This window comes from Grimontia sp. AD028 (genome assembly GCF_000973155.1).
Classification (GTDB): Bacteria; Pseudomonadota; Gammaproteobacteria; order Enterobacterales; family Vibrionaceae; genus Enterovibrio; species Enterovibrio indicus.
In genome coordinates, this window is record NZ_LASY01000047.1 from 1 (window position 1) to 25,884 (window position 25,884).

Below are 25,884 nucleotides of genomic sequence, written 5' to 3' on the forward strand. Positions count from 1 at the left end.
TGATAGTATGGAGTGGCATCTACATTTATCTGAGCGGTGCGAGCTTTGGTCATAGCGGATAAGAGAATAGGACTAAAGAATGAACGTACAGTATCTTAGCCAACACACTATTGCATGTTGAGTGAGTGGGTTTGAAGAATAGCGCACTGATGTATGAAATTGATAAATGGGTCTTTTTCTAAAAGTGACTGTCCCAAGTTTTTCTCACTGCGCATGTCTCCCGCCTGTTCAATCAGGAAGGCTCAGTGAAATACGCCGATTACGTCACCTACGTCCGACTCGACCGCGCCAAATTTATGCTCAAGAAGTACAACTTTAAAGTGGATGAGATCGCCCACCGCTGCGGGTTTAAAGACACCAATTACTTTTGCCGGGTGTTTAAGCAGAAAACAGGGAAAACGCCGAGTGAGTATCGATTGGGGGCCGTGTAGCGTTCCGACCATCCGAGTGCTCGAATCATCCCACAAAGCCTGAATTTTTCTTATGCATTTCCTCTGTATAAAAACACAGGAGTATGTATATAGTAAAAATATGAACGCTTTTAATACGGGACGCCCGATTTCTCATTTTTGGACCACAAGCCAATAAGTTAATCCACTGATTCTACTAAGCTATATGATAAAGTTTCTAAAGTGTACGCGGACTAATCGGGCGTCTCGATTTTGTACTAAACGGGCCTTATGCCCGCTAATAAGTTGTTAGAGGTCAGTATGGATATAAACGATGCATTGAATATCATTAGGAGACTTGAGAATCTCCCTGAAATATATGATCAAATAGAACGGGCTGTATGTGGTGTCGTACATGGCTATTTTCAGGATATGCTTGAGGTTGAAAGGCTTGAAGCAGAGATAATGTCATCACCTAACTATAGTCACGATGAGCTAGAGCCTCACCTAGAGAAGAAGGCTGAAATACATAAAAAATACTGGTCTAACTCATCGCCGTTCTATCAGCCATGCTCATCCAGTAGTAGTCCAGAACATATATGGGAATGCCTCAGTGATATTGAAATATTACAAAATGGAGATGATGATTGCCCGCTTTATATTTTTAAAGCTAACTCAAAAGACCCTGATCACGGTTTGGTTAGTAAAAAAGCATTTATTCTTAAGTTGAAAGAAGGCCATCTTTATATTGAGCATGAGTTATTCGGCTAAAACTCTAACAAAGGCAATAAACGTGGACGCTTTGTCAATGCAGCAGCGTTTCAAAGTGTCGTGAATACAAGGGATTAAAGCAGTTTTGGGTGGTTTGATAAGCGCCCGTTATTGCTACGTTAGGGCGCGATACGACATGGAATATTCCACTGCCATAAACTCTGTCAGAAGAAAGCTGGACTCTGAATTAGATAATCTCGTGTCTGTGCTGAATTCGATTTTTGAACATGGTGTCCCTGAAACTGCAGACAAGATCGTAATATGGATTCCGTTGGGCCATAGATACAGTCTGAATTTCAGTTATATGACTAATGATGCCAATGAAACTGATCATGAGTTTCCCCAGACTAAGGTATTGAATCCGTTATTGGATGATATTCTTAGCGATTACACAGATTCAGAACATCTCGATGAGATTTCAAAGCTCACCGATCTTGAGGTTGCAGCTTGGTTACGAAAAGGTCTTCAATCGTCATCGTTTAGAGATGTAGAATTACACAAGGTTATGGCCATAAATAATGTGTGCGCTTATTTTGATCTGGCGACTTTAGAGTATCTAGAAGATGATGAAATGTGGGATTAGCCCTAACAAGGTCAGGCAGTCGACAGCCAAAGTTGTCATGCTTTTGTTCCAAAAGCCCGCCAACTTTGTCTGCAACTGCTAACGGCGTTATAGGTAAGTCAGTTTTCATGATCTCAGTTATGAACAACACCAAATGGCGAGAACTTCGAAAAGTAATGTCTGGTTTAGGCACAGCTAGTCCTCAGTGGAAAGTCAAAATTCTCTCAACTGGCTATCAGTCAAATTGGGACGGTGACTGGTGCTATCATTTTGCAGACGACAATTATTCAGATATTGAGTGGGTTGAAATCAAAGTGGATGGCGAATCTCAACGTTCACTAGTTCTGAATGCTCTAAAAAATGTCCATGTGGCAGGCTCTGTTACTGAAGATGGATATAGGATCTACGGGTATGTTTCAGACTTTAGCTCGGTCGATTATCTCTGAGAAATTTCCTATAACAAGGCAATGAACGAGGGACGCTTTGTCAACGCGGCAGTTTTTCAAAGTGTTGTGAATACAAAGGACTAAAACAGTTTCGGGCGGTTTGGTAGCGCCCGTTATTGCGACGTTATATGCAAGGGAGAAAATCTTGAAACCTCAGACACTAGAAAATTTTATTAATTCTGATGAAGAGTTATCTCCTCATAGAGAATATTTAGACTCTATTACCAAGCCTAGTCTTGACATTTCTTTTTCAGCTGATGAAGCCAAAAACCATGAAAGTAGATTTGGTGGCATTCCTCTAGTTAGCAAAGATTTTGAGTGGCCGACTCATGCGGAAGGTGAATATAGATTTCTGGGGCAAATCAACTTCTCCGAAATTAATGATGCCTCTAATACACTTCCAAAGTCAGGATTATTATCACTCTTTTATGCTTATGATCAAGATGGTGAGATTTTTTGGGGTGATGATGGATATGTTTTAGGTTATTTCTTCCCAAGCACTAGCGAATTAACTTTATATAATCAACCTTCAAAAAGCTCTTTTTCAAAAAAGATAATTTTCACTAGTGGAATAGAAATTCCTAGGCATGAAGATTTGCGCCAAGACTGGCCATTTGATACTGACGCATTATACGATCTACAGGAATTAGAAGACTATTGTGAGGATTACATGCTAGGTTATCCATCATTTTACACCCTTGCATATGATCCAACTCCATCAGAAGATTGGATGTCACTCTTAACAATTACTTCTTATGATGAGTTTGAATGGTGTTGGCATGATGGCGATAAACTAATGATCTTCATCGAGAAAGAAAAAATTAAGAATTCAGATTTTAGTAATTTAAAAACAGATGCAGGCTAAGCATATAACAAGCGCCCGCAACAGGACTCTCCACTACGTGGCTCGCCTCTGTTGCGGGCGTTATAAATTGGGGTAGCTATGGCAGATGATAATGAAGAAATGTCCAAAATTCAGCTAGCCAATATCCTACACACCTGCGATCGGCTATGGCCGGTCGTCCATGCTGACAATGCGTACGCCTTTCCCAACCATGCGCTTGAACTGGAGAACTTGCCAGCTTGGTAATTTGCTTTGGAGTTAAAGTTTGGCTGAGTGCTGCAGGCTATTGGGGCAAGACTGGTTAGCATCAACCAGCCAAACTTCATGGTTTTCCGTATCAGAAAGACTGGCACTTATTACGGCAGAACAACGGGTTAATTGAGGAAACTCAAGCAGAGATACCAATCTGTTTATGTTCATTAGCAACCCAGCTCTCAATCATTGAGGCGAACATTTGCGGTTGATCTGCCCATGAAAAGTGACCTGCTTCGGGGAGAATTTGTAGTTTACTATTCGGTAATGCTGCATGGATGCGTTCTGCATTACTGACATCAAATAGCACATCTAATTCCCCCCAAAATACTAATGTTGGGATCTGAATTTCACTTAGACGTGCCGCAATTGCTTCTGACTTTGCGTAAAAATCTTTAAACCAATGTATGACTTCAGGCGCCCTACCCGCATAGGCTCTCTTATAATCGTCAATTTCAACGGCGCTGGCTTGATGCCGCACAGCCCCAATCTTGGCAGAATACGCGATCAGTGGACCAGCACCTAGCAGCGCGCTAGTGGCTCGCATGAAACCAAACTTAGCCAGCATACCGATCATAAAACCAAGCTCTACTGGGTTGGGGTTACCAATACTGTGGCCTATCACCATACTGGTTAATCTGTGTTCGTGGTCGAGCACATAACTAAGGGCAGAGGCCATTCCTACATCAGGAGCGACAAGGTGAATGTCGTTCAGTTCAAGAGCATCAAAGATTGCAGCAAGGTGATTTCCTTGTGCGGTTGGCGTCATATCATGACGATCACCTTCAGAGCCACCAAAACCGGGCAAATCTATTGCGATGACTCTGAAATTGGCAGTGAGCGATTCCCAAGAACCGGCAAAATTGAGGATACTAGCCGGAAATGGGCTGAGCAGAACAATCGTTGGTGCGTCAACGGGACCAGCTTCCGCCAAGCGAATTTTTCGCCCAGCAATAGTTCGTATTTCCAGCGGTATATTGACAACAGGGTTTTCAAACGATTGCGCTCTCTTTTGAGCTGCTTTCACTTTAGGCCATTCCGGAGAGACCAGCAGCAGTGAGGCAGCGTTGAGCTTATCAAACAGATTTAGTTTCTTCATTTCTCATCCTTGAGTAATTTGGTCTGCACCATGAGCCTTGAACGCAGTGTTAGGCACCCATTCTTTATCTCAGTATATTCATAAGACGCTAAAAGTTTACTTGCCGAAACTTCTGATCGTCACATTCTATCTCCTACACTACCCCACCCTATCAACACAAAAAAGCCGCTCGTAGGGAGCGGCGAATAGATACCCGTTTAATTGGGTGTTCGATTTACTTTGTTTTTATAATGCTAGCTCTGACGTCAGGAAGGCGATCATTTCGTCTTCCGTATTCATCGTTTTCAGGGTGTTTCTGAAATTTTCATGGATTAATTTGCGGGCAAGACCAGAGAAGATGCGCATGTGCTGGTCGCCCTGGTTTTTGTTCAGAGTCAGCATGATCACAAACTCTACTTCACCGTCTTCTTCATCGCTCCAACGCACCGGTTTGTTCAGGCGGGCAATGGAAATCGACGAATGAACAATGTTGTCTGATTTGGTATGCGGAATCGCAAAGCCATTACCCAGGCCCGTAGTGAAAACTTCTTCACGCGCCCAGATATCAGCTTCCAACTCTCCCACCAAATTGGTGCGGCTTTGAATGCCAAGGTTACCCACCAGTGTTTGAATGGCTTCTTCCTTGGAGTTGAAATCGCAATCCAACAGCACACATTCGGTGGCTAGCAGTGGCTTGTCTTCCTGAGAGCGACTGAACGCTTCCAGCAAATGCTCCACTTCTTCGATAGTCGCGCAGTTACAAGCTTGCACAAATAGCTCACGGCAAAGCTGGGCATCCAGTTGGCTCAATTGCGCCTTGGTGGTCGTAATGCTTGGCGCTGCCATGCTGAGCTCGTCCAACCCAGCACCCACCAACAGTGGCAACACTTTCTTGTTAGCGCCTAATTCGCCACACAAGCCCACCCATTTGTTGCGCGCGTGTGCGCCACTGACCACAGCTTCCAGCAGGCGCAGGAACGACGGTGCCAGGCTGTTGTAGAGTTTCGCGACGTTGTCGTTGTCACGGTCAACCGCAAGCAGGTATTGGGTCATGTCGTTAGAACCAATGCTGAAGAAATCTACTTCCTTGCAGAACTGATCCATGATGAAGGCGACAGACGGAATTTCGACCATGATGCCAAGTTCGAACTCACCATAAGCCACACCGTCTTGTTCCATTTGCGCTTTGACTGCGTTGATCTGCGCTTTCACCCAACGGATCTCTTCGATGCTTTGGATCATCGGGATCATCACCTTGGTTTTGCCAAAAAGTGCAGCACGCAAAATGGCGCGGATTTGGGTGTGGAACAGGCTGATAAATTGCGGATAGATACGCACGGCGCGATAACCGAGGAACGGGTTATGTTCATGTGGCAGGTTCAGGTATTCGATAGGCTTGTCGCCGCCGATGTCCATGGTGCGGATAATCACTGGCTTGCCTTCTGCCGCTTCCAGTACTGTTTTGTAAGCGTTGAATTGCTCGTCTTCATCTGGTGCCGTCGCGCGGTCCATAAACAGCATTTCAGTGCGGAACAGGCCGATGCCTTCAGCGCCTTTGGCGAAAGCTGGCTCAGCTTCAACGGTACAAGCAATGTTCGCGGCGATTTCAATCTCTTTACCGTCTCGGGTTTTACCGGAAAGATGAGTAAATGCCCCCTCTTTCGCTGCCATTTGCTCGGCGAGCCAGATGGCGCGTTCAAAGTAGGTCGCTACATGCTCGGACGGAGCCAGAGCCACCACACCCAAGCTGCCATCCAGATAAATCAATTCACCTTCCTGCGCAGCACATTCCGCCACTGCCACACCGGAAACCGCCGGAATATTAAACGCGCGGGCAAGAATGATTGTGTGAGAAGTAGAACCTGCCTGTGTCAGGATAAGACCTTTCAGGTGCTCGCGATCCAGACCCAGGAACTGGCTTGGCGTCAGGTCATTTGCGATAACAATCGAAGGCTCAGTCAGCGTAAATTCTGTCGAGATATTCATCTCAGGGTGGGCAGCGATCAGCAATTGAAGTGCGATGTCTTTGATATCCAACACACGCTCTTTGAGGTAGTCAGAGCTTGATTGCAACAGGCTTTCACAAATCACATCTACCGCAAGAATAATCGCCTTCGCCAGCGTTTCACCTTGCTCAACGAACGTCATCACAGAGTGGTTCAGCGCTTCGTCTTTCAGAATACTCAGGTGCGCTTCGATGATCGCTTTTTCCTGACCAGATGCGCTTTCAGCCTGATCCAAAAGCTTCTCCGTCACCAGAGTTTTCGCGTGCTCAAACGTCATTGCTGATACCGCACTTTCGAACAATGACAGTTCCACTTCGCTATAGCGAATCAGTTTGCCCTTGCCAATACCTGCCGACAGACGTTTCGCATTCACCAGTGTCGGGTGATGACGCATCAGAGATTGTGGCAGCGTCACCTCGCCTTCATCCATTACCACCAGCTCTTCGTCGCAGTGCGGGAATTCGTTGTGAAGGTATTTCGCCAGCACGTCAAACGCAGCTTCTGCGTCTTCGCCTTCAATCAGCATGGAGCATGGGTCATTGAGTAGCGTGTCAGTACCCACTAACGACAGAACGCTTTTCGCTGAACCTTCGTTATTGTTGCGCAGGTTTTTCAACGTAATGGTGCTTTTGAACTGGTTACACACTGCTTCAAGATGATTTGCAGGGCGGGCATGAATGCCGTTTGGCAGCTCACAGGTAAATGCGACTTCTTTTTTCATTTTGTTCACTTAAATTTTTTCAAAAGGGCAATAGGGTGATTGATGGCTTCCTGCACCGAGGTGATGGTCAGCGTCTTCCCGGCATAGCGGTCGCTTTCAGAAGGAGTAATTTCGGTAGCCAACAAGATGTGATCCGCGGAATCAAACTCGCGTTCGGAGATTTTGTTTTCGATGCCCATCGCGCCCTGGGTTTCGACTTTTATTTGAATATTCAGGGTGCGTGCCGCTTCAACCAGTCGGTCGGCAGCCATGTAGCAATGGGCGATACCTGTGTGGCAGGCAGTGATGGCAACAACTTTCATAGCATGGCTTTTTGTTTTATTCGGATGCCCTCATGCTATGCCTTTCGATCCCGTTCAAACAGATGAAATAACTAACATTTACTGGACAAAAGTCGCATGCGAATCGATGTGTGAAATGCATCACCAAGCCGAAAAGTCCGGCAGCTTCTTGGCCCGTTCTGGAAAAAAGCGACATTGATTCCGTTCTTCCGCACTCAGCAATTTTTCGGCTTCAGCATTAGCAATCGCTCATCAAGTCGCATCTGTGATATCCCTTCCATCGCTAATCGTTACGATACTTGGTGTATAGCGGCGTTACGACGGCCGCATCAGGAAGAAAATAATTCAACAAGGACGTGGCGATAATCAACGACATAGGTATCACCATGGACTTTTCCAAACCCAAGCGCCCTGTCGATAGGGTGTTTTTGCATTGCAGTGCCAGCGATTCAGAGGCACACGACAACATTGAAACCATGCGGAGATGGCATCTTGAAAGAGGATGGCGGGATGTGGGCTATCACTATTTCATCCGAAAGAGTGGCGAGTTGGAGGCTGGCCGCTCACTGGAAGAGGTACCCGCCGCACAACAAGGCCACAATACCGGTTCGATAGCGATTTGCCTGCATGGTTTAAAGCAGGAAAAATTCACCAAAGCCCAGTTCGACAGACTCATCGCACTTTGTCGGGAAATCGACAAAGCCTATGAAAACCAACTCACCTTCCACGGACACTGTGAAGTTTCCGCCAAAACCTGCCCGGCGTTTGACTATAAAACCGTGTTGGGATTAACCGAATCAGGTGACAGAAAAAACGCACCCGCCAGCGAACCGCAGCGGGTTGAGCAGCCCATTCTTGAACTCACCGCCAAAGGTGCCGCTGTTGCTCACCTTCAAGCGCTACTTAATGAAAAGCTGCAAATAGACCTCACCATCGACGGTCATTTTGGCCAACTCACCAAAGCGGCAGTAATTTCATTTCAGCGAAAGAAAGGACTGATTGACGACGGCACGGTTGGCCGAAGAACGTGGGAGGAATTGCTGGCTTAAAGTGAAATCGCCCAACATGTCGTTGGGCGACTTGCAAACTCAGCGAATTTGCTTCGCAAGTGTTTGATAGCCGTTGTAAATGCGCGAGCCAGTGGTAAACCAACACATGGCGCCAAACACACAGGCAATCGTCACGAAATGTGCAGGGAATAGACACATCAGCATAAAGCAAAGAATCGTCTCTGAACCTTCGGTCAATCCTGTCATGTAATACAGTGATTTGTTGCTGTAAACCGGGTCATCAATCCCCTGCTTGCTCGCCATGATCGCGAACGCCAGAAAGCTGCTTCCCGTGCCGACGAAAGAGAAAATCAGGAAAGCGCCCGCCACCGCATTCACGTCTGGGTTCGCGAGAATAAAACCGAATGGCACCAGCGAGTAGAACAGGAAATCGAGGCTGATATCCAAAAAACCACCAGCGTCAGTAATGCCCTGAATCCGCGCCAACGCGCCATCCAATCCATCCATCATTCGGTTGATCATGATGAAAATCAGCGCCAGTTCGTATTGCTGCATCGCCAACGCTGGCAAAGCCAGAAATCCGATGCAAAAGCCTGCCAAAGTCACCTGATTGGCATAAACGCCCATCTCATCGACCATCTCAGCAAACATCGCCAGCGGACGCTTCACCACTTTAATACCAAAACTATCAAGCATGTTGACGCTCCTGTTGTGCAGCATGCCAAGGCCAGTTTAGAAGCTGACTGCCTTGAGGAATATCTTCGAGATCATGCGTCACCATCAACGCGGGAATATGGGCTTCTTTCAGCTGCTCAACCACCCAATCGCGGAACTGGCTGCGCAAGGTTTTATCCAGCTTGCTGAAAGGCTCATCCAAAAGCGCCACTTTAGGTTTGGCCAGCAACATTCGGGTCAGACTGACACGGGCGCGTTGGCCGCCGGAGATCTGATCTGGAAAAGAGTTCGCCAGCTGTGCCAGCGAGATATTCTTCAACGCCAGCATCGCACGTTCTTTGCGTTCCGCACCTTTAATGGTATCCGGCAAAGCAAACGCCAGATTTTCCCAAACAGACAGGTGCGGAAACAGTAAGTCATCCTGAAACAGAATGCCGACTTCGCGCTTGTGCGCCGCCATGCCATCAAGCTTGATGCCATTCAGTTTGATGCAGCCGGAATATTCAAATTCATCTGACAGGTGACCTGCAACTGCATCCAACAACGTGGATTTACCGCAACCGCTCGGTCCCATCAGGCACAGCACATCGCCCTTTTCTACACACATGTTCAGCGATGAAAACAGCACCTCGCCAGAGGATTTACGAATGGCGAGGTTTTCGAGACATAAGCTCATTGTGAAACAACTCTTTGATTGGTTTGCGGCGAAGCGTTAACTGCAAACGGCTTGTCAGGATCGCCAGCGAGAAGAACAGGAACGGCAGCAATGCCTGCCAAATAGCGTAAATCGCCGTAACACGACGATCGAAGCCGCTGGAAAGCGCCACCGCTTCCGTGGTCAATGTGGTAATGCGTCCTGCCCCCAGCACCAGTGTCGGCAGATATTGCGCCAGACTGACGCTGATACCAATTGCCCAAGCGAACAGAATCGCGGGCAACAGGATGGGCATTTTCACTTTAAGCCAGACGCGGAGTGGCGATTTACCCAGACTCAACGCCGCGCGGGTTAAACGCTCGTCATAGCTGCGCCAAGGGCCGTCCAGCGAAAGATAAACATACGGGAAAGCAAAGAACAGATGCGCCCAGCAGACCCAGAAAAAGTGTGCGTCGCCATTCACGTAAAGTGTGGCAACCTGCATGCCAAACAGGATGGAAAGCTGCGGCACCAGCATTGGCACAGCAATGATGTAACCCGGCACCTGAATGCGGTGACGCAGGCGGTATTCGTGCGCCAGTAACGCCATCACCAAAGCCAACGTGGCGGAGATCAGCGCGATGACGATGCTCTGCTCAATCGAGCCAAGAATGGCATCCCACTCATATTCCCAGAAGCGCAGACTGTATCGGCTTGGTAATAAATCCGGGAAGCGCCAGCGCTGCGCCACGCTCCAGATTAGCATCAGCGGGATCATCGAAATCGAGAGTGTCAGCATCCCCACAAACAGCGTTTTACCCGGTAACGCGAAGCCTGTACGCCCAGCATATTGCCATTGCTTGAAGCCTTGGGTGACCGCCCATTCAATCAGACGCGCAACACCAATAAGCACAAGGGAGATCGCCAGCAACACCACAGCGCCTGCCGACGCGCGCGGTAGCAGCGCTAAGTCAGGATCGTTAAACCATTGCCACACCAACACCGCAAAGGTTGGAGGGTTGGTCGGGCCGATGATCAATGCCACATCCACCACTGACAAACCATAAGCCATCACCGCCAGCAGCGGAAAACGCAGCTTGGACAGCCACTGCGGGAACACGCATTTCCACCAGGCTTCCGCACGCGAATACCCCAGTGAAGCGGCGACTTTTTCCACTCTGTTCACTTTCACCTGCTGGAGAATGGAAATACTCATCAGCAGCAGGAACGGCACCTCTTTCAATGCCAGCACCAGGATTAAACCCAGCGCGTGCGGGTCTTTGATCAGCAGCGCGAGATCAGACGCATTTGGATCAGCGCTAATGCCAACCACATCCAGCAAACGCATTCCCATCCCCGTTGGGGCAAACAGGAAGGCAAAGCCAATGGCAAAGGCCACATGCGGTACAGCCAGCAAAGGAGAAAGGGAGACCTCGACCTTACGCCAGAACCTAGTTCCCCAGGTTGCCTGCAGAATGGTAAATGTCAGCAAACACGCCAGATACGTGCTCGCTAATCCGGAATAGACCGTCATGCCAATCGAACGCCAAACGCCTTCCCAAGCGAACACTTTGGAAAATCCGTTCAGCGAGACGAGGTGCATGTCGAGCGGCGGAATGTAGCCCACTGAAGAGACAGCAACACCCGCCAACCCAAACAGGGTCGGCAGGACGCAGATAAGAAGAATGAACAGATAGCTCGCGCGTAACATCACACCTAACTTCCGTAGCGTTGTAGCCACTCTTTTTCGATGGCACTTTGCCAGCTTGGGTGGGTTTCTGGCACGGATTTGAATGGTTTGTGTTCTTTCGCCGAACCAGAAAGGAATTCGGTTTTCAACACCGATGGGTCACCCCAAATATCGATATTGCCTTTGCGGGATTGCGCTTCAGGACACATCAAAAAGTTAATGACCACTAACGCCCCAGCCTTTGCATTGCCGTTCCATGGCACCGCCAGATAATGAATATTCGACAGCGCGCCGAAGTCCATTGCATAAGCTTTAGTGCTTTCCGCAAGGTTACCCGTGGCATGGGCAGCGTAAACCGCGTTTGGGTTGAAAGTGATGCCCAAATCGATTTGACCATCATCCAGCAATTGCAGCGTTTCGGCTGTGCCGGCCGGGAATTGCTTGCCGCCACGCCAAGCCACTTGATGGAACGCATCCAGATAGTCCCAAAGCGGTTTGGTCACAGCTGCATAATCTGTGTCAGAGGCTGACTTTTGCAGACGCGGATCGTTCGATGTCAGCTCAATCAGCAAAGACTTCAAAAAGCTGGTGCCGTGAAATTCCGGTGGTCGTGGGTAAGTCAGTCGGTTTGGGTTTGCCTGCGCATATTTCAGCATGTCTGCGTAAGAGCGCGGAGGAGATGAAAGTTCTTCCTCGTCATAGATAAACACCAGTTGCCCCATGCCCCATGGCGCTTCCAGCCCTTCTGTCGGCTCGGAAAAATCCACGGTCACAGGCAGTGACTGATCCACGTACTGCCAGCTTGGTAAGTCTTCGACAAACGGGCCAAACAGCAGTTGGTTATCTTTGAGGGATTTGAAGTTTTCGCCGTTGATCCAGAGCATATCAACGCTGCCACCCTGCGCTTTGCCTGCCGCTTTTTCTGCAATCAGGCGGGTGGTGGTTTCGGTAATGTCCGTCACTTTGACGTGATGAAGCGTGACATCGTAACGGCGCTTAAGCTCTTTTTTTGCCCAACCCAGATAACGGTTAATTTCCTGATTACCGCCCCAGGCGTGGAAGTAAACATGTTGTCCGGCAGCCTCGGCTTTAATCTGCTGCCAGTTTTCGGTGCCCGTCGCAGACACAGAGAAAGAGGTGACCGCTAAAATAAGCGCGGTGAAAAGGTTTTTCATACTACTTCGTTTTTATAAATTTCTAGGGCGTTAAAAAGACGAAAATCGCCCCTTACGCGCAGCAAGGGACGATACAATATTCACTTTCAAATCCAGCGCAAGCTTATTTAGACAGTTCCGCCATATCGATGCCTTTTTTCTTCGCGATGTATTTCGGGATCAGAGACATGCCGAACAGCACCAGACCCGCAACCGCGAATTTCACCAGCAGCATTGCCGACACGCCGTTAGTCGCGATGTCACCCGCCATGTAAGCGAAGATGAAAGCGCCAGGTGCCATAGTGATCATTGAAACCAGTGCGAAAGTGCTCAGGCTCAGACCAGTCAGGCCGTATGCGTAGTTTTGCAGGCTGAATGGGAACACAGGAACCAGACGCGTCAGGATCAGGAAGCTGGTACCGTTTTGCGCAACACCGTCGTCAATTTTCTTGAAGATTGGGTTGGTACCAAACTTTTTCATGATGGTGCCACGCAGCAGGAAGCGAGCAACAACAAACGCTGCAGACGCACCTACGGTTGCAGCAACCAGTGCCAGAATACCGCCTTGAACCGGGCCAAAGACGATACCCGCAACGATGGTGAACGCACTGCCTGGCAGCATGAAGATACAGGCGAAAACGTAAGCAATCAGGAATACCACGTAACCCATTGCGCCGAAGCTTGCGATCCAAGCTTGCAGGCTTTGAATGTCAGTGATGATTTCCAGAATGCCGCTTTGTTTCGCTGCAAACAGAACAGCGGCGATAACCGCAACGATCAGACCGATTTTTAGAAATTTCATGAGTATTTACCCGAAAAATAAAGAATTTTGCTTTTCCCTGAAGAAGGCGTTCGGCCTTGAATGTGCGCTTTTTGTTTGCCTGATACGAGGGCTCCCGTTAGGCCCAAACGCATCCTAAAAGCACACCGAACGACTTCTTAAGGCAAGAAACTCGCCGGGCGAAACTGCAGGAGACAACTGCGTATCACTCAACACCCGGCGGCTTCTTAATTCACACTGACATGCACTTAATCAGGCCAGCTTTTGACTTGTAGCGGTTGAACCAAGCTTTTGCAGGGTTAGCCAGTACGTTCACTGGTGGTGCAGTGTCTTGCATCACTACCGGACCAAACATCAGATCCAGAATGTGCCAAGATTTCGCGCCCACACCCATCATGGATGCACGACATGCTGCGCAGTAAACCACCACGTGGTCAGTTTCAAACTCATCAACACGACGCTGAACCACACGGGTTGCCACGTCAGGGTTAGCCGGTACAACCATGCCACCGAAGCCACAGCAGCGCGTATTTTCGCGGGTGTGTTCTGGCTCAGCGGTTTTGTAGCCCAGCTCGTTAAGAATCCAACGGATACCGTCTTGCAGTTCTTTCTCGTAGCGGGTTGAGCAAGAGTCGTGAATGGTGAAGACCACATCGCTGTCTTTTGCTTTGCCCACCAGCTCTTTTGGCAGACCGATTTTTGGCAGCAATTTCCACAGTGAAACTGGCTTTTGCGTACCACCCGATTTCTTGATCATGCCGTAGCAGCTTTGGCACGCCACGATCACTTCGTCTGCTTGTAGCTTGTCAAAGTCAGCTTGCAGCTGGCCGTAACGCTCTTTGAATTTGTCTGCCTGACCAATCGCAGCAGTTGGCTTACCACAACATTTCTGAACTGCACCCATTTCCGGGAACACGTTTTTCAGGTGTTGTGCAATCGCCGCGACACCTTCTGGCGAGTAGGATGGCAGGCTGCATCCTGGCATGAATACTTTATTGGTCATTTTGTGGTTACCGCGCGTTTAGCCATTGTGAAGAATTTCGAGAAGCCCAGCTTCTGGTGCATGTTGATTGCCTTGTGGCCTTTCATTGGCGATTCGCCGTTGTTCGCGTTAACGAAGTCAACTCGGGCGCCAAGGAAGATATCCTTCATTGGGTAATCTTTAGGACAAACGATGGTGCACTGGTCACAGGCGTTACAGGAGTACGCCAGCAGTGGGTCCATCTCTTTGTTGTTGACGAAGTCACTGAACAGGGTCTTCGGACAGTCGCCGAAGTCGTTCATCATGATGCACTCGCTCATACACAGCTTGCAGGTACACTGCAGACAGCGGCTTGATTCCTGCTTGATTTGCTCTTGGGTAAAACCAAGGTCAACCTGTGCGAAATCGCGCTTGCGCACTTCGGCATCACGCAGTTCACCGTGCAGACGAGGAACGTCGGTAGTGCCTTTAGGCAGTGGGATGTCCAAACGAGACTTGTAGCTGTACTCTTCCTGGAAATCGCGGCCTTCTTCCAAAGGACGACCCGCGAACTGACGCTCGATGCTCATGGCTGCTTTACGGCCCAGTGCCATCGCTTCAATCACGATGTTACCGCCAGCCGCATCACCTGCGACGTAAACACCTTCCATCGACGTTGCCAGCGTGTCTTTGTCGACCACGTAGCGACCGCCACGGGTGGTTTCCAGCGCGCCGTCAGTGATGTCTGCCACCAGCTGACCGGTTGCGAATACCACAGTGTCGACTTCGATAGTGCGGGTTTCATCGCTGTAGCTTGGTGCGAAGTTGCCGTTTTCATCGAAGATAGACAGCACGCGACGCAGAGTAATTGAGGTCACTTTACCGTCTTTCTCTTCGATAGAGATTGGGCCCCAGCCAGCGTTGAAGACTACGCCTTCTTCCAGCGACTCTTCGATTTCAACATGGCTTGCTGGCAGTTTTTCCATCGCTTCCAGAGAGCACTGGTAAACTTCATCAGCACCGATACGCCATGATGAACGTGCACAGTCCATCGCTACGTCACCACCGCCGATCACCATCACTCGTTTGCCTGCGCGGGGGAATGCACGGGTTTCAGAGATTTCTTTCAGGTATTCAACCGCAGAGAATACGCCTTCAGACTGGTGACCAGGCAGCGGGATGATAGAACCCACGTGCGCACCATGTGCCAGAACCACTGCATCGTGAGTGTTGCGCAGTACTTCAAACGAAATGTCTTTGCCAATTTCCACACCGAACTTGGTTTCGATGCCCAGCATATCCAGGTAGCTGTATTCGAAATCGATAACATGGCGTGGCAGACGGTACTCAGGAATACCTACACGCATCATGCCGCCGTACACGTCCATTTTTTCGAAGATAGTGACCTCGTGACCTTTGCGGCGAAGTTCAATTGCCGCCTGTGCACCCGCAGGGCCAGCACCGATGATCGCGATTTTCTTGCCAGTTGGATTCAGAACCGCCAGATCCCAGTTCTCTTTGTTATCCATTTTTTCTGCAACGAAGCGTTTGATACCCGCCACGCTGATGCCCTGACCGTATTCAGTCTGACGACGACATGCCTGCTCACACGGGTGCGCACAGATGCGACCCAGCGTTTGTGGCAGGAACAGTTTGCCGCGGATCACGTCCAGTGCTTCTTGATACTTGCCTTCGCCCGCCAGACGCACGTACTGCTTAACGTCAGTGTGCATAGGACATGCAGTTTGGCATGCTGGGTCTGCATCACCCATACAGCCGTCTACTACGCGTTGTGCCGCGTCGTAGAGCTTTTGACTAAAAATGACATTGTTCATTGTTGTTATGATTCCGGTATATGTAATTCTTTTGGCAGTACCTACTCAGGCGCAGTGCTCAAGTGCGCCTGAGTAAGTTCATTGATTAGCTTTTCTTCGCACCGCTTTGCACTGGAATGTCCGCACGATTTTGTTCGTAGTGCGCGTAGCTGTACTCAATCCAAGAACCGTCGTAGTTGTAGACGTCTTGTGCACCCAGAACTTCTTCCAGAACCATCATGGTGTGTGCAGAACGAACGCCTGATTGACAGTAGGCAATCACTTTCTTGCCTTTAATCACGTCGCCGTAAAGGGCTTGCAGTTCTTCTGCAGATTTCAGCGTGGTGTCGTCGTTCAGCGCTTTGGTCCAGTTGATGTGAACACTGCCAGGGATAGTGCCCGGGCCAAACGCGCCAGATACTGTGGTGCTGCCATCAAATTCCGCGGTGCCGCGGGTATCCAGAATCACCCAGTCAGCGGTGTTTTGCGCTGCCAGAACCATATCCAACGTTGCCAGTGCCGACTCTTCGCTTTGTGGCGCAGGGGCTTTGTACTGAGATGCAGTCACCGTTGGGTTTGCATTGCCTGTTGGGAAACCTTCGCCAATCCACGCATTCAGGCCGCCATCCAGATAGCGAACGTTTTCATGACCCAGGTTTTTGATTTGCCAGAACAGGCGGGCTGCATCGTGGTGAGAGTTCGCAGCGTAAACCACAATGGTGGTTTCAGGTGTTGCACCGTAGCTGCTCAGCAGGGATTCCATTTCTTCGACAGAGTTGCGCATGCCGTCAAACTCATACGCGTCTTTCGCTGCAGAGTAATCAGGACGCCACATTGAGAATGAACCTTCGATAGGTGCATCTGGCTTCATTGGGTTCAGCGCGCCGATCACAACCACATCCAGATCGCGATCCATCATCTGCTTCACTTCCTGCGCAGAAACGAACGCTTCTGGGTTGGCGTACTCAGCAAACTTCTGATCCAACACTTCAGCACTTACCTGAACCGCTTCTGCACCGAACATGCTGGTGTAGCCGACATAACCTGCTGCCAGAACAGCAGCGACAACGCCGATTGCAACTGTCGATTTTTTCATCGTGAAATTCCCAAGATTATTAAAAATTTTTCTGCCTTCTCAGGGGCAAAAGGAAATCAATAACGGGATGCTGAATACTCGGCTTTATGATTCGTTTTAAGTGCCAATCTTACTGCCAGCATCGCGCTCAAAATGCTTTGGGTTGACCGCTCCGGGCCAGTAGCACGGATTGTGTGTGAATGGGGGAATGGCGGATATTGTGGTTTACCACAATAGTGCGAAATATTTGATCTAAAGCAACATTATTAATAGGGTTTTATAAGGTAAAATGCGTGCCACTATCATTCCCGACGTGTGCCACTCACTTGCCCGGTTACCTACAACGTTTGACTCCCCTGCTGGGTATCAAAGCTGCATTCCTTTATATCGTTAGTATGTGCTGCCTTTGCGTTTGTCCTGCACAAGCCGGCGTTCTTCAACATTATGATGTCGGTGTGTTAGCACTTCGTGGCGATCAGCATGCTGAGCAATCCTGGCGGCCAACGTTGGATTGGCTGGAAGACACCATTCCGAATACCGAGTTCACCCTTCATACCTATGACTTTGAAGAGTTGGATGAAGCCTTCGAGCACAATCAATTGGATTTCCTGCTGACCAGTCCGGGACAGGCCACGCGTATTGCGCGGCAATATCCGCTGAACTGGCTCGCCACCCAGAAGACTCCATACAGCAGTAACCTTACCCACTCCATTGCTTCTGTTGCTGTTGTGCGTAGCGACTCGCCCTACCTTGCTCTTCGCGACATTGAATATGCGCGCGTGGGTGCCGTTTCCGAAAAAGCGTTTGGCGGCTTTCTGGCGCTCCGCTACGAAATTGAAAAACGCAATGTGTTTGGAAGTAGCTTCTTTAAGCGGGTGAAATTCTATGGCCCACCAACAGATAACATTTTGCTGAGTGTGATTGATAACGATTTGGATGTCGCAGTGCTGCCCGCCTGTACGCTGGAAAGCATGATTAAGGAAGGACGCATTGAGCGGCATAAAGTGCGAGTACTTGAAGGCAAGCGTCCGAATGACTCGATTTGTACGGTGACCACCCCGCTCTATCCGAATTGGACCTTTGCCAAAACCGACCGCGCTTCTAACAGCATCGGCAAGTTAGTTACCCAATCACTGCTTTCGATGCATGAAAGTGCTTACGCCGCAGAGGCTGCGGGTAATGTCGGCTGGACGCTCCCAGCAAGCCCGGTCAAAGTCGACCATGTACTGCACCAACTCGACATGCACCCCTTACAACGCACCTGGCAGGAAGGATTCATGAAATGGCTGGATCGCAATCAGGTACTCGCCTTCGCCACCTTCGTCGTTTTCATGCTGATGAACATCTATCACTTCTGGTTGGAATATCGCTTCAAGCGTAGTAAGGACGACCTAAAGAAGACCCTCTACGAACTCAAAGAGAGAAATGAGCAATTGGAGCATGCCCAGCGAACCATGATTGTCAGCGAGCTTGGCAGCAGCATTGCGCATGAGATTAACCAGCCGCTTTCGACCATCAAAAACTACTCCGAGGGTTTGCAGCGCCGCATTGCCCAAGGCATGACACCGGATGAAATGTCACCTTTTCTTGGGAAAATAGAACAACAGGTGACCGTCGCTAGTGGCATCATCCAGCGCTTGCGTGGCTTGATAAAACAGACACCGACAGACTATGTCACCTGCGATCCGATCTTCTTTATTAAAGAATCGATATCGCTGATTGAATACGACTTTCAGGCGCAAAAAATTGCGCTAAACCTGATCGTTGAAGGCGAGCCGCTCCAAGGCGAGTTCGATGTCATTGGCATGCAGCAAGTGATGATCAATCTGCTGAAAAACGCCAAAGATGCCTGTATGGCCAGTCTGGATTACGAAATCTCACCCACCGTCACTATCGAGCTTTTGTATGGCACCCATGAGGTAGTTATCCGGGTTCAGGATAACGGCATTGGCCTTGCGGCAAGCGAGACCGAAGTGAAGAAACCTTTCTATACCACCAAAGAAGATGGTTTGGGCCTTGGTTTACCTATCTGCCGTGAAGTCGTCGAAGCCCATCGCGGACATTTTATTATTCAGGCTGCACGCCCGGTTGGCTGTGAAGTCACTGTGGTGCTGCCAATCAAACGAGAACAAGAATAAATGAACAAAGGCCCGGTATTTATTGTTGATGATGAAGATGCAGTCCGCGAGTCACTGGTCTTTATGTTGGAAAGCTATGGCTTGGTGCTGAAAGATTTCGCCTCTGGTCCTGCGTTTATGGAAAGCGTCGATATTTCAGAGCCGGGTTGCATCGTGCTGGATAGCCGAATGCCAGAAATGCGCGGTCAGGAGCTACAGCAGATCCTCAACGACGCACAAAGCCCACTCTCTATCATCTTCCTGACAGGTCATGGCGATGTGCCCATGGCAGTGGATGCACTCAAAGACGGTGCGGTCGATTTCTTCCAAAAACCGGTCGACGGTGATCGCTTAGTGGCGGCGATTGAAAAAGCCCTCGCCCACTCTTTCCAGCGTGTTGGTCATGTCTGTGTCGAAAAGAAATACAACAGCCTGACTGAGCGTGAAAAAGAAGTACTGAAAGAAGTGCTGAAAGGCCAGACCAACCAGCAAATGTCGAAGACTCTGTGTGTTTCGCTGCGCACCATTGAAGTTCACCGCGCGAACATGATGAAGAAGTTTGAGGCAAGCAACGTGGCAGATTTAGTGCTGCGGTTAAGCACGCTGATTCAGCAAGGGAAAATCTAGGCCACCACAAAAGGCGAAGTGCAGAATCGCGGGGGAATGCGAAACTGCACTTCAGGGGGAACCTATTGGCATTTAAATGCCGTTTGATTCGTATTAATTTGCGAGCGCGACTTTCATCTGCTCGGCAACTTTGTCGACTTTGCCCAATCCGACGACCACTTGTAGGCCACCTTTACCGATTGGAATCACACCTGCCGCGCCAAGTTGCTTCAGTTTCTCACTGTCTGCCAGTCCAGAGTCTTTCACTGTCAGGCGAAGACGGGTCACACAGTTGTCGACTTCCAGAATATTCTCTGCACCGCCAATCGCTGCAATGTAGTCGTTAGTCAGTTGGCCAATTTCTTCTTTCGTTTCTTCTTTAGAAGCACCTTCTCCACGACCTGGCGTTTTCAGGTTGAACTTCAGAATCGCAAAGCGGAAGGTGAAGTAGTACACCGCGAAGAACACCAGACCTTGAGCAATCAACATGTACCACTGGGTTGCAAGTGGGTTCTGGCTAGAGAGCACGAAGTCTACGAAACCTGCAGAGAAACCAAATCCTGCCATCCATTCCATGCTTGCTGCGATGTAGAGCGAGATACCCGTCAGCACAGCGTGAATGAAGTAAAGTGCCGGTGCCAGGAACATGAAGCTGAACTCTAGCGGCTCTGTGATGCCCGTGAAGAATGACGCCATGGCTGCTGCAATCATGATAGAGAATGTCGCACCTTTGTTTTCTGCATCAGCACAGTGGTACATCGCCAAAGCTGCTGCCGGTAGACCGAACATCATGATGGGGAAGAAGCCCGCTTGATACATACCGGTTTTACCAGGGATCGCCGTGCCGTCAGCAATAGACTGCGCGCCACCCAGAAAGTTAGGGATATCGTTAATGCCGACCACATCAAACCAGAACACTGGGTAAAGCGCGTGGTGCATGCCAATAGTCAAGGTCAGGCGGTTAAAGAAGCCGAATAGGCCCGCACCCAATGCATCCAGTGCGACAAGATGGTTACCGAAAACAACCAGTGCGTTGTAAACCATAGGCCAGACATAGAGCAGTACAAACGCAATCGCCATACCTGCAATCGAGGTCAGGATAGGGACCAAACGTTTACCGCTGAAAAACGCGAGTGCTTTTGGCAGTTCAACCGTGTGGTAGCGGTTGTAGATCTCCGCGGAGATGATACCGACCAAAATACCAATGAACTGGTTATTGATCTTACCGAAGGCATCCGGCACTTCACTGGCTGTTACTCCCATCAATTGGCTTACTGCGCCAGGAGAAAGAAGCGTCGTAACAACCATAAAGCAGATAAAGCCCGCCATGGCTGCCGCGCCGTTTTTGTCTTTACTTAATCCGAACGCGACACCGATGGCGAACAGCACAGCCATATTGTCGATGATTGCGCCGCCGGATTTGATTAACAGCGCCGCCATGACACTTTCTGAACCCCAACCCACCGGATCAATCCAGTACCCGACACCCATTAAAATTGCTGCGGCAGGCAGAGTGGCAACGGGTACCATCAATGCCTTACCGACTTTTTGCATATATCCCAAGATATTCATCTAAGCCCCCAAGCTTTATTCAATAAAATTCTTAATCCCCCGCAAGGTTGTGATGCTGTCGTTATTGGCTTGTTTTCGCTGCATCACAATCAGTGCTTTAGGCCTATTTGACGATTAAACCCGCTTGCAAACAAACCAATCCGACGCCATCATGAATTAATATTTTTAATGCATAAGAGCGATAGAAGAAGAACAATGGCGAACCTTCAATCTCTGCTTGGCAATCTCCATACCTTCAATGTCGCTGCAAGAACCTTGAGCTTTACCGAAGCGGCAAAGCTTCTGCACTTAACGCAAGGCGCTGTCAGCCATCGCATCAAGGTGTTGGAGCAGGAACTGGGGTTCAATTTGTTTGTTCGCGGTACGCGAAAGCTGACGCTGACAGAGGAAGGGAGACGGTTTCAGGGCACACTGGCGAGCTCACTGAACAACATTTTCAGCGAAATTGACGATATTCGGCATACAGAACTGAGCGGCGATTTGACCATCGCTACTTCACCCGGCATTGCCTACGAATGGCTTATTCCAAGGCTGGCAGATTTCAAAGCCAAGTATCCTAAATTCAATTTGAAGGTGATGACGCAAGAGCTCGAACTGGACTTCGAGACCAACAATATTGATGTCGCGCTTTACTACGGTGCATCAGAAAGACCCGATGTCTACCGCATCAAAATGTTTGATGAGCGTTATGTTCCTGTCTGCACACCGACATACGCCAAAGAGAACCATCTCTTTGAGGATGGAATGAACTCCCTTTCCCGAGTGAATTTCCTCTACGCCGCCACATCGACAGTCTGGTCACGATGGGCAAAGCACCACAAAGTGGATATCGACATCACCCGGCACTGTAGCGTTTTCACACATCAAGACATGGCTGTGTTCAGCGCAAGAAAAGGATTGGGGGTCGCAATGGGTCGCTACCGGTTCGTCAAAGACGCACTGGAAAGTGGTGAACTGGTTTCTCCTTATCCCGGAATGGAGACCCACAAAACCCATGATCTGCTCTGCCCGCTTGGCTCAGAGAAAAGACCCAAAGTACGGACGTTTATCAATTGGGTGACTGGTCAAATTAATCAAACGAACTAACAAGAAGCTCATATATTAGGAATAAAATCACGATCGAGTACGTCCTCGATCGTGTTCTAGGACGCACCAACACTGGTCTCAGCACATACTGGCTCCAATTTCATTGTTTAAGGAGCCACAAGGTGAAACCCATTTATTTACTCGTTATCCTATTAACGTTCGTCCTAAATTCTGCCTTTGCAGCGAATATTGGGTTTGAGCAATTCTCGCTTGATGATGACGCATCAAGACCACTGAATGTTTCCATCTGGTACCCAACATTTCAAACGTCACCAAAAACCGTGATTGCCGAAAATCCCGCTTTTGTTGGTACTGAAGTGATCAAAGCAGCAACGCTAGATGCGAGAAAAGCGCCTGTTGTTTTGCTATCTCATGGCTATCGTGGAAGCTGGCGAAATCTCAATTGGCTGGCGACTAAGCTTGCTAAACGTGGTTACGTGGTGGCCGCCACTGATCACCCCGGTACAACAACTTTTGACCAAGCTCCATCTCAAGCCGCGCAATGGTGGCAAAGACCAAGAGATGTTTCCCGCTTGCTGAGTTTTCTACTGGCTGACTCAAAGTGGAGTAACGCTTTGGACGCGAACAACATTTCCGCTATCGGCCACTCTTTGGGGGGATGGACGGTGATGCAGTTGGCTGGCGTTGAAATGGATAGAAACGAATTGAAAAAACAATGCCAGCTCATTTTTAATCCAAGAACGTGCGGACTGGCAAAAGAACTGGGGCTTGATAAGACTCAGCCAAAGGAGCCGGAAACCAACTCGCTTAAAGATACACGTATCAAACGTGTCGTCAGTTTGGACTTGGGTTTAGCGCGCGGATTTTCTGTTCAGAGTATGACTGAAACGCTAACACCGACGCTCATTCTCGCTGCAGGAATCGACATAGGCGATTTGCCACAAGCTATGGAGTCAGGCTATTTGGCTGAACATTTACCTTTGTCGACGAGACACTACAAGGTGTATGAGGAAGCCACCCATTTCAGTTTCATGCAGCGATGTAAGACAGGTGCTATCGACCTGCTGGAACAGGAACACAAAGGCGATGGCATTATCTGTAAGGATGGATTCGGCACCCGGCGCGAAGCACTGCATGCCGACATGTTGGAGGATATCCTTTGGTTTCTTGAGTAACTCATACAGAAATCAAACGGTGCCGCTTCGAAATTCGCTGGGCGTTTTTTCGGTGATTCGCAAAAACTCTCGGTTGAAATTAGATTTAGTCTGAAAGCCCGCAGCAAGATAGATCTCAGTGATCGCCAAGTCGCTGTTTTTCAGCAAGGACTTGGCGTGCTCAATCCGATAGCGGTTGATTGCGCGGGAGATATTCTCCCCACAAACCTGATTCACCGATGAAGAGATTTTTCTCCCCGGAATACCCAGTTTCCTTGCCAGCTTATTTAACGTCAGATCAGGGTCTTTAAACAGCTCCCTTTGCTCCATCATCTCATCCAATTTCGCGACAACCGATTGCGCCTCATCATTCTCGTCAGTGATGGGTCCAGGTTCGTGATCCACTTCAGAATTTAGGTCATTGAGAGCCAACTCAGCGTCATTCGCCTCAAACACTTCTCCTTCGGGAACTTGCTCTTGGGAAGGCACACTTCCGTCAACAATCACCACCAGCATACCCATGACAGGTATCAGTATTAGATAGCTGAACGTCAGAATGAAGCCTGTGTGCTCAGCACCAAACGCGACAAAGTCATAGGAGATTGCCCCATCAATGAATGCAGAAAACAGTAACAGTGCACCCGCAACTCTTTCGGAGTAACTTGTCTGATTTGTGTCGCTGAGCCTTACCTTGTCTGCGGTGCTGAAAGAAAGAGACAGTAACCACACACCATAGACTAGGTACAAAATCACCAGCAATACATCTGTTAGCCCCAACCATAGATATGGATAACTGGCAGAGAACAATGCCACCAACCCAGGACCAATCCAGTGAACGTTACTGAGAGGCTTGTTCGAGTGTGCTTGAGAGAAACACCACCATGCCACAACAGGAAGGCACGCGCCTAACATGGGCTGGATTGTGCGGAAGAAACTAATATCCGTCGTCCACCTCAAACCCACGACCGCAGTTGCAGCAGCACACAGGATCAGAAACCAGAAAGCACGTTTTGACTGGTAATATGAGCGATTGAAAATGATCGCCGCACCGAAAATCAACATCAACGACGCCACAAATGGCAATGGGATAGAGAGCATTTTTGTCCTTTAAATTCAGCTCGTCACAATGAGAGGGAATCGTTCGTCACTTAGAAGTAATGCGCGATGTCCAGATACCGGTTGCGGATATGTTCGATCAACGCCTTCACCTTGGTCGGAGGCTGTCGGGTAAACGGATACACGGCATAGATGCCAAGCTTCTTACCCACTTGCTCAGGAAGAATATCAATCAGCGTACCTTCCAACAGATCATGATAAACCAAACAGCGCGGCACGTACGCAATACCATAACCGCCCAATGCGGCTTTGCGAAGTGCAGTAGCATTATCAGTGGAAAAACTGCCAGACACTTTGACGATGTAGTTACCTTTACTCGCCTTGAATTCCCAGTCCGACGCCCCAGTGGTTTGATACGCGTATTGCAGGCAATTGTGGTCGACCAATGCTTCCGGTGTGGCGGGTTTTCCGTGTTGGGCAATGTATTGCGGCGAAGCACAAACTATCCATTGGGAATCAAGGAAATGGCGGGCAATCAGGCTCGAGTCTTCGAGATAACCCGTGCGGATAACCAGGTCATAGCCACCTTCTATCAGGTCAACGAATTTGTTGTCGAGCGACATATCAACCGTCAGGCCAGGGTTTTGGTAACAGAACTCTGCTACTGCATCTGCCAGTAGCAAATCACCGGAAATGGTTGGCACCGACATTTTGATATGCCCCGTGATGGTTTCGCCAAACCCCACAACAGAATCAACCGCTTCTTGGGTAGCCTGTTTGACGTTTTTCGCTCCCTGCAAGAGAGCTTTTCCCGCTTCTGTCAGTGTGAGCTTACGAGTCGTGCGGTAGAGAAGCTGAACGCCTAATTCTTCTTCTAAACGCGCAACACGTTTACTGACAACGGAGTTTGTCAGGCTGTTTTGTTCGGCAGCTTTACTGAAGCTGCCCAGCTCAACCACTTGGGAAAAGAGAATCAGATCATCCGCGCGCACAGCATTCACTCACTCTGAGAAACAATTAAGACCATTATTTCCTTTTCTTAGAGAAAGTAAACGACCACGTTCTAGGGGCTGTTGACCTTTGGTGGTTAAATTTCGTTCTAGCCATAAGCGTTTTAGGCGCGGCGAGGTGTGTGCCGCCTAGTCATTCTAAGCAAATACACCTCAACAAAGCATAAAACGCTTAGGG

At 49.1% G+C, this 25,884-nt stretch carries 23 protein-coding genes and 1 pseudogene; 10 read left to right on the forward strand and 14 right to left on the reverse strand.

Annotation, left to right across the window (positions count from 1 at the left end; all coding sequences use genetic code 11):
* Positions 1 to 212: 212 nt before the first annotated feature.
* The 5 genes and pseudogenes from RN22_RS11010 to RN22_RS11030 all read left to right on the forward strand — a co-directional run.
* Positions 213 to 431, forward strand: a pseudogene (locus RN22_RS11010) (helix-turn-helix transcriptional regulator); the annotation flags it as partial.
* 279 nt (positions 432 to 710) lie between these two features.
* Positions 711 to 1,160 (forward strand): hypothetical protein, encoded by a 450-nt coding sequence (locus RN22_RS11015; protein WP_046304312.1) that lies wholly within the window; start codon positions 711 to 713, stop codon positions 1,158 to 1,160.
* 136 nt (positions 1,161 to 1,296) lie between these two features.
* Entirely contained in the window at positions 1,297 to 1,743 is a 447-nt protein-coding gene (locus RN22_RS11020) for a hypothetical protein (protein ID WP_046304313.1), read from the forward strand.
* Between the two features lie 119 nt (positions 1,744 to 1,862).
* Entirely contained in the window at positions 1,863 to 2,168 is a 306-nt protein-coding gene (locus RN22_RS11025) for a DUF6678 family protein (protein ID WP_046304314.1), read from the forward strand.
* A 145-nt stretch (positions 2,169 to 2,313) separates the two neighbouring features.
* Positions 2,314 to 3,033: a YwqG family protein gene (locus tag RN22_RS11030; protein ID WP_046304315.1), complete on the forward strand. Its 720-nt coding sequence runs from the start codon at positions 2,314 to 2,316 to the stop codon at positions 3,031 to 3,033.
* Positions 3,034 to 3,400: 367 nt separating this feature from the next.
* Here RN22_RS11030 and RN22_RS11035 read toward each other — a convergent pair whose 3' ends face one another.
* The 3 genes from RN22_RS11035 to RN22_RS11045 all read right to left on the reverse strand — a co-directional run bounded on the left by RN22_RS11035 (position 3,401) and on the right by RN22_RS11045 (position 7,371).
* Positions 3,401 to 4,363, reverse strand: a complete 963-nt coding sequence (locus tag RN22_RS11035) for an alpha/beta fold hydrolase (RefSeq protein ID WP_046304316.1) — start codon at positions 4,361 to 4,363, stop codon at positions 3,401 to 3,403.
* A 225-nt stretch (positions 4,364 to 4,588) separates the two neighbouring features.
* The gene (gene ptsP, locus RN22_RS11040) at positions 4,589 to 7,069 is read right to left on the reverse strand and encodes a phosphoenolpyruvate--protein phosphotransferase (RefSeq protein ID WP_046304317.1); all 2,481 of its coding nucleotides are present in this window, start codon (positions 7,067 to 7,069) and stop codon (positions 4,589 to 4,591) included.
* A gap of 5 nt (positions 7,070 to 7,074) precedes the next feature.
* Positions 7,075 to 7,371, reverse strand: coding sequence for a PTS fructose transporter subunit IIB (locus RN22_RS11045; RefSeq protein ID WP_002538525.1), 297 nt, complete (start codon positions 7,369 to 7,371; stop codon positions 7,075 to 7,077).
* Positions 7,372 to 7,736: 365 nt separating this feature from the next.
* On the opposite strand from RN22_RS11045, the gene RN22_RS11050 reads away from it, so the two are divergent.
* Entirely contained in the window at positions 7,737 to 8,399 is a 663-nt protein-coding gene (locus RN22_RS11050; protein WP_046304318.1) for a peptidoglycan-binding domain-containing protein, read from the forward strand.
* A gap of 39 nt (positions 8,400 to 8,438) precedes the next feature.
* Here the strand turns inward: RN22_RS11050 and RN22_RS11055 are convergent, their stop codons facing one another.
* The 8 genes from RN22_RS11055 to RN22_RS11090 all read right to left on the reverse strand — a co-directional run bounded on the left by RN22_RS11055 (position 8,439) and on the right by RN22_RS11090 (position 17,165).
* A complete protein-coding gene (locus tag RN22_RS11055) occupies positions 8,439 to 9,056 on the reverse strand; it encodes a CDP-alcohol phosphatidyltransferase family protein (protein ID WP_046304319.1) in 618 nt (205 codons plus the stop codon).
* The gene (locus RN22_RS11060; protein ID WP_046304320.1) at positions 9,049 to 9,711 is read right to left on the reverse strand and encodes an ATP-binding cassette domain-containing protein; all 663 of its coding nucleotides are present in this window, start codon (positions 9,709 to 9,711) and stop codon (positions 9,049 to 9,051) included. The genes RN22_RS11055 and RN22_RS11060 overlap by 8 nt, the downstream gene beginning before the upstream one ends.
* Positions 9,677 to 11,380, reverse strand: a complete 1,704-nt coding sequence (locus RN22_RS11065; protein ID WP_046304329.1) for an ABC transporter permease — start codon at positions 11,378 to 11,380, stop codon at positions 9,677 to 9,679. Before RN22_RS11065 ends, RN22_RS11060 begins: the two co-directional genes overlap by 35 nt.
* A 5-nt stretch (positions 11,381 to 11,385) precedes the next feature.
* Entirely contained in the window at positions 11,386 to 12,534 is a 1,149-nt protein-coding gene (locus tag RN22_RS11070) for an ABC transporter substrate-binding protein (protein ID WP_046304321.1), read from the reverse strand.
* Between the two features lie 103 nt (positions 12,535 to 12,637).
* On the reverse strand, positions 12,638 to 13,315 hold the full coding sequence (locus RN22_RS11075) for a TVP38/TMEM64 family protein (protein ID WP_002538533.1): 678 nt from the start codon (positions 13,313 to 13,315) through the stop codon (positions 12,638 to 12,640).
* 211 nt (positions 13,316 to 13,526) lie between these two features.
* Positions 13,527 to 14,297 (reverse strand): (Fe-S)-binding protein, encoded by a 771-nt coding sequence (locus tag RN22_RS11080; protein ID WP_002538535.1) that lies wholly within the window; start codon positions 14,295 to 14,297, stop codon positions 13,527 to 13,529.
* Entirely contained in the window at positions 14,294 to 16,090 is a 1,797-nt protein-coding gene (locus RN22_RS11085; RefSeq protein WP_046304322.1) for an FAD-dependent oxidoreductase, read from the reverse strand. Before RN22_RS11085 ends, RN22_RS11080 begins: the two co-directional genes overlap by 4 nt.
* A gap of 85 nt (positions 16,091 to 16,175) precedes the next feature.
* Positions 16,176 to 17,165, reverse strand: a complete 990-nt coding sequence (locus tag RN22_RS11090; RefSeq protein WP_046304323.1) for a sulfurtransferase — start codon at positions 17,163 to 17,165, stop codon at positions 16,176 to 16,178.
* A 272-nt stretch (positions 17,166 to 17,437) separates the two neighbouring features.
* On the opposite strand from RN22_RS11090, the gene RN22_RS11095 reads away from it, so the two are divergent.
* Together RN22_RS11095 and RN22_RS11100 are read left to right on the forward strand one after the other, a co-directional pair.
* Positions 17,438 to 19,282, forward strand: a complete 1,845-nt coding sequence (locus RN22_RS11095) for a sensor histidine kinase (RefSeq protein ID WP_231590884.1) — start codon at positions 17,438 to 17,440, stop codon at positions 19,280 to 19,282.
* On the forward strand, positions 19,283 to 19,888 hold the full coding sequence (locus RN22_RS11100; RefSeq protein WP_046304324.1) for a response regulator transcription factor: 606 nt from the start codon (positions 19,283 to 19,285) through the stop codon (positions 19,886 to 19,888). It abuts the gene before it with no gap.
* 93 nt (positions 19,889 to 19,981) lie between these two features.
* Here RN22_RS11100 and nagE read toward each other — a convergent pair whose 3' ends face one another.
* Entirely contained in the window at positions 19,982 to 21,439 is a 1,458-nt protein-coding gene (gene nagE / locus RN22_RS11105) for an N-acetylglucosamine-specific PTS transporter subunit IIBC (protein ID WP_046304325.1), read from the reverse strand.
* A gap of 195 nt (positions 21,440 to 21,634) precedes the next feature.
* Here nagE and RN22_RS11110 point away from each other — a divergent pair, with 195 nt between their 5' ends.
* Positions 21,635 to 22,525 carry a LysR substrate-binding domain-containing protein gene (locus tag RN22_RS11110; RefSeq protein ID WP_046304326.1) on the forward strand — a complete coding sequence of 297 codons (891 nt, stop codon included), beginning with the start codon at positions 21,635 to 21,637 and terminating at the stop codon, positions 22,523 to 22,525.
* 122 nt (positions 22,526 to 22,647) lie between these two features.
* Positions 22,648 to 23,661, forward strand: coding sequence for an alpha/beta fold hydrolase (locus RN22_RS11115; RefSeq protein ID WP_046304327.1), 1,014 nt, complete (start codon positions 22,648 to 22,650; stop codon positions 23,659 to 23,661).
* A gap of 12 nt (positions 23,662 to 23,673) precedes the next feature.
* Here the strand turns inward: RN22_RS11115 and RN22_RS11120 are convergent, their stop codons facing one another.
* Complete coding sequence (locus tag RN22_RS11120; protein WP_046304328.1) at positions 23,674 to 24,738, reverse strand: AraC family transcriptional regulator; 1,065 nt, start codon at positions 24,736 to 24,738, stop codon at positions 23,674 to 23,676.
* A gap of 50 nt (positions 24,739 to 24,788) precedes the next feature.
* Positions 24,789 to 25,688, reverse strand: coding sequence for a LysR family transcriptional regulator (locus tag RN22_RS11125; RefSeq protein ID WP_046304331.1), 900 nt, complete (start codon positions 25,686 to 25,688; stop codon positions 24,789 to 24,791).
* Positions 25,689 to 25,884 lie beyond the last annotated feature (196 nt).